Source organism: Glycomyces sp. NPDC050141 (assembly GCF_055586545.1).
This window is the reverse complement of sequence record NZ_JBVJHZ010000057.1, coordinates 20,204-29,187: the sequence shown is the minus strand read 5'-3', so window position 1 is coordinate 29,187 and position 8,984 is coordinate 20,204. Positions and strand designations below refer to the sequence as shown.

The 8,984-nt window shown below is 69.2% G+C and carries 4 protein-coding genes and 1 tRNA gene; 3 read left to right on the top strand and 2 right to left on the bottom strand.

The features are described 5' to 3' along the window. Positions 1–140: 140 nt before the first annotated feature. Both ACZ60M_RS23850 and ACZ60M_RS23845 read right to left on the bottom strand, forming a co-directional pair. A complete protein-coding gene (locus ACZ60M_RS23850) occupies positions 141–2,366 on the bottom strand; it encodes an MMPL family transporter (protein ID WP_465421486.1) in 2,226 nt (741 codons plus the stop codon). A gap of 207 nt (positions 2,367–2,573) precedes the next feature. Further along, a tRNA-Val gene (locus tag ACZ60M_RS23845) sits at positions 2,574–2,645 on the bottom strand. A gap of 222 nt (positions 2,646–2,867) precedes the next feature. Between ACZ60M_RS23845 and ACZ60M_RS23840 the strand changes: the two genes are divergently transcribed. The 3 genes from ACZ60M_RS23840 to ACZ60M_RS23830 all read left to right on the top strand — a co-directional run bounded on the left by ACZ60M_RS23840 (position 2,868) and on the right by ACZ60M_RS23830 (position 8,962). After that, positions 2,868–5,192, top strand: coding sequence for a rhamnogalacturonan lyase (locus tag ACZ60M_RS23840; protein ID WP_465421484.1), 2,325 nt, complete (start codon positions 2,868–2,870; stop codon positions 5,190–5,192). A 127-nt stretch (positions 5,193–5,319) separates the two neighbouring features. Beyond that, positions 5,320–6,513 (top strand): PQQ-dependent sugar dehydrogenase, encoded by a 1,194-nt coding sequence (locus ACZ60M_RS23835; protein ID WP_465421482.1) that lies wholly within the window; start codon positions 5,320–5,322, stop codon positions 6,511–6,513. 211 nt (positions 6,514–6,724) lie between these two features. Next, the gene (locus ACZ60M_RS23830; protein ID WP_465421480.1) at positions 6,725–8,962 is read left to right on the top strand and encodes a hypothetical protein; all 2,238 of its coding nucleotides are present in this window, start codon (positions 6,725–6,727) and stop codon (positions 8,960–8,962) included. The last annotated feature ends 22 nt before the right edge of the window (positions 8,963–8,984 follow it).

The window sequence follows — 8,984 nt, the reverse complement described above, 5'->3', positions numbered from 1 at the left end:
CCGCCCGCTTCTGCCCGCGGGAAACGCGGGGAAGAGGGGGGGGCGCCGACGGGGTCCCCCCCCCCCCCGCCCCCCCCCCCCCCGGGCCCTGTGCCCGGTCCGCCGCGAGTGGCTGGTTCATGGGCTCCATTGTCTTCGGCTCACTTGGCAGTGTCGACCAGTTCGGCATCGTCCTTCGCGGCATCCTCGGCCGGGCGCTGCCGGAGGTTCCCGCCTTCGACGTCGACATTCGGCAGGAGCGCATCGAGCCACTTCGGCATCCACCACGAGCCGCGGCCGGTGACGGCCATGATCGCGGGGATGATCGCCATGCGCACGACGAGCGCGTCGAAGACGACGGCCGAGGCGAGGCCGAAGCCCATCGAGGCGATGAACGCCTCGCCGCTGAAGATGAACGCCGCGAAGACGCTGATCATGATGAGCGCGGCGGCGACCACGACCCGCGAGGAGTGCCCGTATCCGTCCACGATGGCCTGCTTCGGGTCGGCGCCGTGCACATAGGCCTCGCGGACGCGGGTCACCAGGAAGATCTGGTAGTCCATCGCGAGGCCGAACACGAGGCCGATCATCAGGATCGGCATCATCGACATGATCGGGCCCGGCGACTCGATACCGAACATCCCTGCGCCCCAGCCCCACTGGAACACCGCCACCAGCGCGCCGAGGGCCGCGCAGACGCTGAGGACGAACCCGAGGGTCGCCATCACCGGCACGAGGACCGAGCGGAACACCAGCAGCAGGATCAGCGTCGCGAGCACCGTCACCAGCAGCATGTACGGCAGCAGCGAATCGGCGAGCTTGTCGGAGATGTCGATGTTCAGCGCGGTCGTGCCGGTTACCGACCAGTCGCTCGCGTCGTCGGCGAGGAGCTCGCGGATGTCGTGCACGAGTTCGGTCGTGGCCGCGTCGCCGGGCCCCGTCTCGGGGACGACGGTGAACAGGAGCGTGTCGCCCGCTTCGTTGGGGACGGCCCGGCCGACCGACGCGACGCCGTCGAGCGCGTCCAGCTCCGCGGTGACGCCCTGGCCGACGGCCGCCGGATCGGCGTCCTCGGCGAGATCGCCGACGAGGATGAGCTGGCCGTTGTACCCCTCGCCGAAGCCTTCGCCGACGAGCAGCGCCGCGCGGCCCTGCGTCGTGTCGGACGAAGGCTCTCTCGCCATGCTCAGTTCGAGGTCGGCCAGTGGGATCGCGAGCGCGCCGAGCCCCACGGCGCCGACGAGCCACACCAGGCCCGGGCGGCGGGTGACGAACCCGGCCCAGCGCCTGCCGCCGCCCGGCCCGGCTTTGCGGACGCCCGCGGCGATCCGGCGGCGCTGGCGCGACGTGAAGGCCCGTTTGCCGAGGATGCCGACCAGAGCAGGCAGCAGCGTGAGCGCGATGACCACCGCGAGGCCTACGGTGATCGCTGCGGCCGTGGCCATCTGCGTCAGGAACGGCACGTTCACCACCGACAGGCCCAGCAGCGCGATGATCACGGTGAGCCCGGCGAACACCACCGCGGAACCGGCGGTGCCGACGGCGCGGCCCATCGCTTCGGCACGGGCGCGCCCGTCCTCGACCCTCCCGTCCTCGGCCAGCTCGGACCGGTAGCGGGAGAGGATGAACAGCGCGTAGTCGATGCCCACCGCCAGCCCGATCATGACCGCGAGCATGCCGGTGGACTCGTTGACGTCCAGGAACGCGGTGGCGGCCAGGATGCCGAAGGTGGTCAGCCCGATGCCCAGGACGGCCGTCAGGATCGGCAGGCCGGCGCTGAGCAGCGACCCGAAGGTGAACACCAGCACGAGGAGCGCGACGCCGATGCCGATGGCCTCGGCGGCGCCGGAGGCCCCGGACGACTTGAGGACCTCACCGCCGACCTCGATCTGGAGCCCCTGACCTCTGGCGTCGGCCACCGCGTCCTCCAGGAAGGCCCTCGTCCCGTCGTCGAGGACCTTCTCCGATTCGGTGTAGCCGATCTGGAGGACGCCGATCGTCGGGTCCTCGGCCGAGAGCATGCCCGTCGGCCGTCCGTCCGGCCCGGTCGCGAACGGGCTGATCACCGAGGCGACCTGCGGCGAGCCCTCCATGACCGAGGCCAGGCCGTCGACCACGGCGGCGTGCTCGGTGAGCGGCCGCCCGTCCTCGGATTTGAAGACGATCTGCGCGCGGGCGCCGTCGGCGCTCATCTCCGGGAAGCGCTCCTCCAGGAGGTCGAACGCGTCCTGCGACTCGGTGCCCGGGAGCGAGAACGACGAGGTCGTCTCCTCTTGGAGGCCAACGGCCGCGGCCGCGACCCCGGCACCGGCGAAGACCCACAGGGCGAGGACGAGCCACCGCATCCGCAGTGACCCCCTGCCGAGCCGGTAGAGGAAAGTGGCCATGGGCGGGTGCTCCAATCGAACGGGGACGCTGCCGCCGATCACCTGGACCGGCGAACCCGAACGTACGAGAGGAAACACGCCTTCCCCTGGGCCTGAAGGGGAGTCTTTCCGCCACCGGCGGTACCGCAGTACCAGTGCCCGTCCACGAGCCGCCGGTCCCAGAGCAACACAAAAGCCCCGGCTGATACAGCCGGGGCTTCTTTCCTGTGGTCGATACTGGGATCGAACCAGTGACCCCTCGCGTGTGAAGCGAGTGCTCTCCCGCTGAGCTAATCGACCGGGACGAGGTAGAACTGTACCGGAGTGTGTTGCGCGGGCGCCATCTGGGGGGTTGGGCGTACCGGCGGTCACAGGGCGGCGGGTTTGGGAAGCGCTTGACAAGGGGAGGAGAGGTCGATAGTCTTCGATGCGTTAAATCGTTTCAATTGAGGTCTGAGCGCGTCCCCTCCAAGACTTCGACGCGTTTTCGCAGGCCTCGTGCGTTTTCGAGGAGCCCCCTTCATGAGTCCTCCCAGTATGTTTCGCAAGGTCATGGCGGTTTCGCTGGTCGGTGTGCTGGCCGGGGCCGGGGTCACCGCCTCGGCGCAGTCGCACGGCGGCGGCCACGGCGACGAGATCCAGCTCGAACGGCTCGACCGGGGCCTGGTCGCGGCCGCGACCGGCGACGGGGTCTTCCTGAGCTGGCGCCTGCTCGCCGATGAAGTGACCGGTTATAACGATTCAGGTCTGACGGGCGCCACTTTCAAGGTCTACCGGGACGGCCGCAAGATCGCCACCGTCACCGACTCCACCAACTTCCTCGACGCCGGAGGCGACGCCGACTCCGAGTACAAGGTCGTCGCCGTCAAGCGCGGGTGGCCGATCGACGTCTCGGACACGGTGACGCCGTGGTCCGAGGGGTACCTCGACATCCCGATGCAGAAGCCCGCCGACGGGGTCACGCCCGCGGGCGAGGCGTACACCTACCGCGCCAACGACATCAGCCCCGGCGACCTCGACGGCGACGGCGACTACGAGTACGTCGTCAAGTGGGACCCCTCGAACTCCAAGGACGTCTCGCAGGTCGGCTTCACCGGCCCGATCTACATTGACGCCTACACCCAGGAGGGCGAGCTGCTGTGGCGCATCGAGCCCGGGGTGAACATCCGGGCGGGCGCGCACTACACGCAGTTCGACGTCTACGACTTCGACGGCGACGGCATCTCCGAGGTCATGCTCAAGACCGCGCCGGGGACCAAGACGATCTCCTATGTGGAGGATGAAGAGCGGTTCATCACGCTTCCTGAGCGTGATGTGGACGCCGGTGTCACGCACGAGGACGACTACCGCCTGTCCGCCGCGGGGTACTACGACCACCTCGTGCAGATGTTCATGGGCTGGGACCAGCACCCCGAGGTGGTGAAGGGGGACTGGCCCGCGACTATCGAAGCGGCCCTCGGCGCCGACGCGCAGTTCGACTTCGCCTATCCGCTCTCGCAGACGGATGTCGAGACGCTCGCCGACTACTTCATCGACGTCTATGCGCCTTCGCGGTCCACCCGGAACCAGCTGCGGAACTTCGCCGGGTTCGTCCTGTCGGGGCCCGAGTACCTGACGGTCTTCAACGGCGGCACGGGCCTCGAGATGGACACCATCGACTTCCCGGTCCAGCGCGGCGACGACGGCCTCGAATGGGGCGACTACGCGATGGCCCGCATCGAGCCGGGCAACCGCGTCGACCGGTTCCTCTCGGGCGTCGCCTACCTCGACGGCGAGCACCCCACGGCGATCTTCGCCCGCGGCTACTACACGCGGACCACGATCACCGCGATCGACTGGGACGGAAGGAATCTGACCCAGCGCTGGCAGGCCGACTCCGGTCATGCCCCGATGTCGAACCCGTTCAACGGTTCGCCGCACGGGGTCGAAGGCCCCGACCCCGAGTGGGGGACTCTGACCACGCAGGGCGACCACTCGCTGAGCACGGCCGATGTGGACGGCGACGGCAAGCAGGAGATCGTCTACGGGGCGGCGACGCTCGACGACGACGGCTCGCTCCTGTACTCCTCGTACGCGACGATGCCGCCGCAGGGCAACAACCCGGGCACGCTCGCGAAGCTCGGCCACGGCGACGCGCTCCACGTGGGCGACTTCGACCCCGCCCGCGAAGGCCTGGAGATCTTCTCGGTCTTCGAGGGCGGCGCGTGGGCGCCGTACGGCTATGCGATGCGCGACGCCGAGACCGGTGAAGTCCTGTGGGGCGGCTACTCCGGCCGCGACACCGGGCGCGGCATGGTCGGCGACATCGACCCGGCCGTACCGGGTTTCGAGGCCTGGGCCTCGCTCCCGCCGGACCAGGCGGGCAACCCCGAGGGCCTGTTCACCGCGACCGGTGAGCCGATCGCGGGGGCCACGCCGGGCACGAACATGAACATCCGTTGGGACGCGGACCTGACGACCCAGCTCGTCCACGGCGCCCAGACCACGACCACCGAGTACACCACGGTGCGCGACTTCCAGGACGGCGTCGTCCTCGACGCGGCCGGGACGCTCACGAACAACTACACGAAGGGCAACCCGGGCCTGGTGGCCGACGTGCTCGGCGACTGGCGCGAGGAGCTGCTGGTCCGCACCGAGGACTCGAGCGCGATCCGCGTCTTCGTCTCCACCGAGGTCACCGACCACAAGCTGTTCACGCTGATGCACGACCCGCAGTACCGGGTCGGCGTGGCGAACCAGCAGACCACCTACAACCAGCCGCAGTACACGAGCTTCTACATGGGCTCGGACATGGACTTCGGCGACGTCCAGGTACCGGACTACTACACGCCCCGCTACTGGGGCTGACCCGGACGGACCGGGACAGGGGACGGGCCGCTTTTCGAGCGGTTCGTCCCCTCTCGCTTGCGGCACACTGGATCGGCGCTCGGTTGGAACCCTCGGGAGCGCCCTCGAACCCCGCAGAGGAGCGTCCGTGAAACGATCCGCCATTCCCGTCGCCGCGACGATGCTGGCCCTGACCGCTTGCACCGCAGAAGAAAGCGCGGCACCCGACCCCGTGCCGGTCATCGAGCTCGTCACCGACGGCCTCCAGGTGCCGGGCGACCTGCACGACCTCGGCGACGGGCGGCTGCTCCTCTCCGACCAGATCGGGTTCATCTACGTGATCGAGGACGGGCAGCTCGCGCCCGGCTCGTTCCTCGACCTCTCCGACATCGTGAAGAGCCCCTTCGAAAGCCCCGAGCTGGGCCTCTCCGGGTTCGCCCCGCACCCGGACTTCGCCGAGAACGGCCGCTTCTTCGTCTACTACACCGCCCCGGTCGACGAGGACGCCGAGTCCGGCTCCCGGACGGGCGTGCTCGCCGAGTTCGGGCTCAACGCCGACGGGTCCGGCCTCGACCCCGCGAGCGAGCGGGTGCTCCTGCGCCACCACGGGATCAACGACCACATCGGCGGCCACATGGCTTTCGACGCCGACGGGATGCTGCTCCTCGGCCTCGGCGCACCCAGCCTCTCCCAGCAGGCCCAGGACCCGTTCGACCTGCACGGCAAGGTGATCCGGATCGACGTGAACGGGGCCGAGCCGTACGGCATCCCGGCGGACAACCCGTTCGCGGACGGCGCCGAGGGCGCACCTGAGGTCTTCACGATGGGGCACCGCAACCCGTGGCGCCTCCACTACGACGCGGAGGTCGGCCTGCTCGTCCCCGAGCCGATGTTCTCGGACAAGTACCAGGAGGTCAACCTGGCCGCGCCCGGTGCGAACTTCGGCTACCCGAACGACACGGTCGAAAAGCGCTGCTACGAGGACGACGGCGCGACGGCGCCGTTCGAGGCGTGCACCGGGCCGTTCACCCCTCCCTCCCTTGAGTACTCCTTCGACGTGGGCAACATCTGCGCGGGCGCGGTGGTCTACCGCGGCGGGGCCCTGCCCCAGTTCGAGGGGAAGGTGATCGCCGCCGACTGGGACGGGACACTGATCGCGGCCGAGGTCTCGCCGGAGGGCCGCTGGAGGCACGAGGTGATCCCGGTCGAGTTCCCCCAGACTGCGCCGCTGCGGGGCCAGCTGTGGTCGATCGACGTGGACGCGTCGGGCGAGGTCTACCTGATGACCTCGCAACTGGGCAGGGGCGGCCAGGGGATGCTGTACCGCCTCACCGCGGCCTGAACCATAAGGGACGCTTGACGGGGCGCCTGAGCGGGCGCCCCGCCGCCGCGGGGCGGACATGGACGTATCCGAATTGAGACATGGGATGATACGAGGAATTCACTCCGAAGTCTTGCTTTCGACCCGCTGGTGCGGTTGAGTGAAGACCGCCCCCATCATCGCCTCGCGCCCTCGCGCCGAGGTCCCGTACGACAAGCATTGGAGCCTTCCTGTGCGTTCCCTCAGACGGCGAGCCCGGCTCGCGGCGGCGGCCGCAGGCGCGGTCATCGTCGGCGCTTCCGGTCTCGTCTTCGCCTCTTCCGCCTACGCGGACATCGACATCGTGAACATCGGCGAGGTCCAGGGCTCGATCGCCGACGGCGACACCGACTTCACCTCGCCCCTGGCGGGTCAGACCGTGTACGTGCAGGGCGTGGTCACCCAGCTGACCCTGGACCCCTCCGGCAATCGGGGCTTTTTTATCCAGGAACGAGCCGACGCCACCGACGGCGACCCGCTCTCCTCGGACGGCATCTTCGTCTACAACAACAAGTACTCGACGATCCGCACCCTGAACGGCTCGCCCGCGCAGACCGAGCTCGGCGCGAACTGGAACGTCAAGGTGGGCGACGAGATCATCGTGCGCGCCGTGGTCGGCACCTACTACGGCAACATCCAGTTCAGCGGCGGCTCCACGTACGTCTACGACGTGGTCGAGTCCGGTCTGGACCCGCTCGCCGAGATCGAGACCGTCGAGGTCGACCCGCCGAACGACGCGAAGGCCTCCACCGAGTACTTCCGCCGCCACCTCGGCATGCAGCTCACGGTCCCCGCCGAGTCGGTCGTGACCGCCGGTCGCGACGTGTACTCCAGCGGCGGCGAGGTCTGGGCGATGCGCGGCGACAGCGAAGCGGCGCAGCAGGACGGCTACGCCGCCCGCGCCTTCCGCGACGCGCACCCGCTCGACACCGCCGAAGGCACCTTCGACGACGGCAACGGCTACCTGTTCGTCATGGGCGACCTGGGCCTGCGCGCCACCGAGGGCACCACGGAGACCGTGATCGCCCCGGCCAAGACGTACGACGTCATCACCGAGGCCAACACCGGCGGCGTCTACCTCTCGTTCGCCAAGTACGCCATCGAGGTCGCGAACGACCTGACCCTCGAGGGCGGCCTCGAGCCGGCCGAGAACGAGCCGGTCGAGCCGGTCGGCAAGAACGAGGTCGCGATCTCCTCGTACAACATCGAGAACCTGTACGACTTCCGCGACAACCCGAACTCCGGCTGCGACTTCACCGGGAACGCCGGCTGCACCGACCCCGAGGACCCCGAGGGCAACGTCAAGCCGCCGTACGACTACGTGCCCGCGAGCGCCGACGAGTACCAGGCGCAGATGGAGCGCCAGGCGCAGCAGATCGTGGAGGACCTGAAGAGCCCCGCGATCCTCATGACCCAGGAGGGCGAGGCGCAGGACGTCTGCTCGGTCAATCCCGAGTGGACCGCCGATTCGGCGCTCGGCTCCGACCGGCTCGTGTGCGACCTCGTCAACACCGGTGACGCGAACACCGGCGGCGACGGCGCCCCCGACTCGATCCAGGAGCTCGCGCTCGTCATCGCCGAGTACGGCGGCCCGGTCTACGAGGTCGCGGGCGACCTCGACTCGGCCGACACGCGCGGCATCATGACCGGCTTCATGTGGCGGCCCGAGCTGGCCGAACTCGCCGAGGCCGAAGCGGACGACCCGGTCCTGGGCGCCGCGCCCGCGATCGACTACGCGACTGCGGCCGACGAGATCAACGCCGACGTGGAGAACCCGAAGGCCCTCAACGCGGCGCTGCCGCAGAGCGTCATCGACCAGTGCAAGAGCTCGGGCGTCTACGCCTGCAACGGGTACGACGTGTACAGCCGCGCCTCGCAGGTCGGCAAGTTCGACCTCTTGGACCGCAAGGGCAAGGTCGTCTCCGAGATCTACCTGGTGAACAACCACTTCTCGTCGGGCCCGAACGGCCGCGTGCTGCACCGCACCGAGCAGGCGAACTACCTGGCGGCCGTGACCAGCGCGATCCTCGCGGACGACCGCAAGGCGAAGGTCCTGGCGGGCGGCGACTTCAACGTCTTCCCGCGCCCGGACGACCCGTTCGCCGAGGGCCAGGTCATCGCGGGCGACTGGGTCGGCCCGTCCGACCAGCTCGCGGGCATGTACGAGAACTCGGGCCTCTCGAGCCTGTACGACGTGATGGTGCGCTGCCAGCCTGAGGCGGCCTACTCCTACACGTACATGGGCCAGACCCAGACGCTCGACCAGATGTGGGGTTCGCCCGCCGTCTTCCGGAAGCTCGAAGACGTCACCAGCGCCCACATCAACTCGGACTACCCGGCCGACGCCTACGAGTTCGGCGAGGAGCCCGCGTACGGCGCGTACGGCGCCTCCGACCACGACCCGACCGTGGTGACGCTGAAACTGAAGTAGCGCAAGCGAAGACGAAGGGGCG

Excerpts from the sequence above, each read along its gene's own strand:
- ACZ60M_RS23840 (WP_465421484.1), top strand. The coding sequence starts at position 2,868 with ATGAGTCCTCCCAGTATGTTTCGCAAGGTCATGGCGGTTTCGCTGGTC.
- ACZ60M_RS23850 (WP_465421486.1), bottom strand. The coding sequence starts at position 2,366 with ATGGCCACTTTCCTCTACCGGCTCGGCAGGGGGTCACTGCGGATGCGG.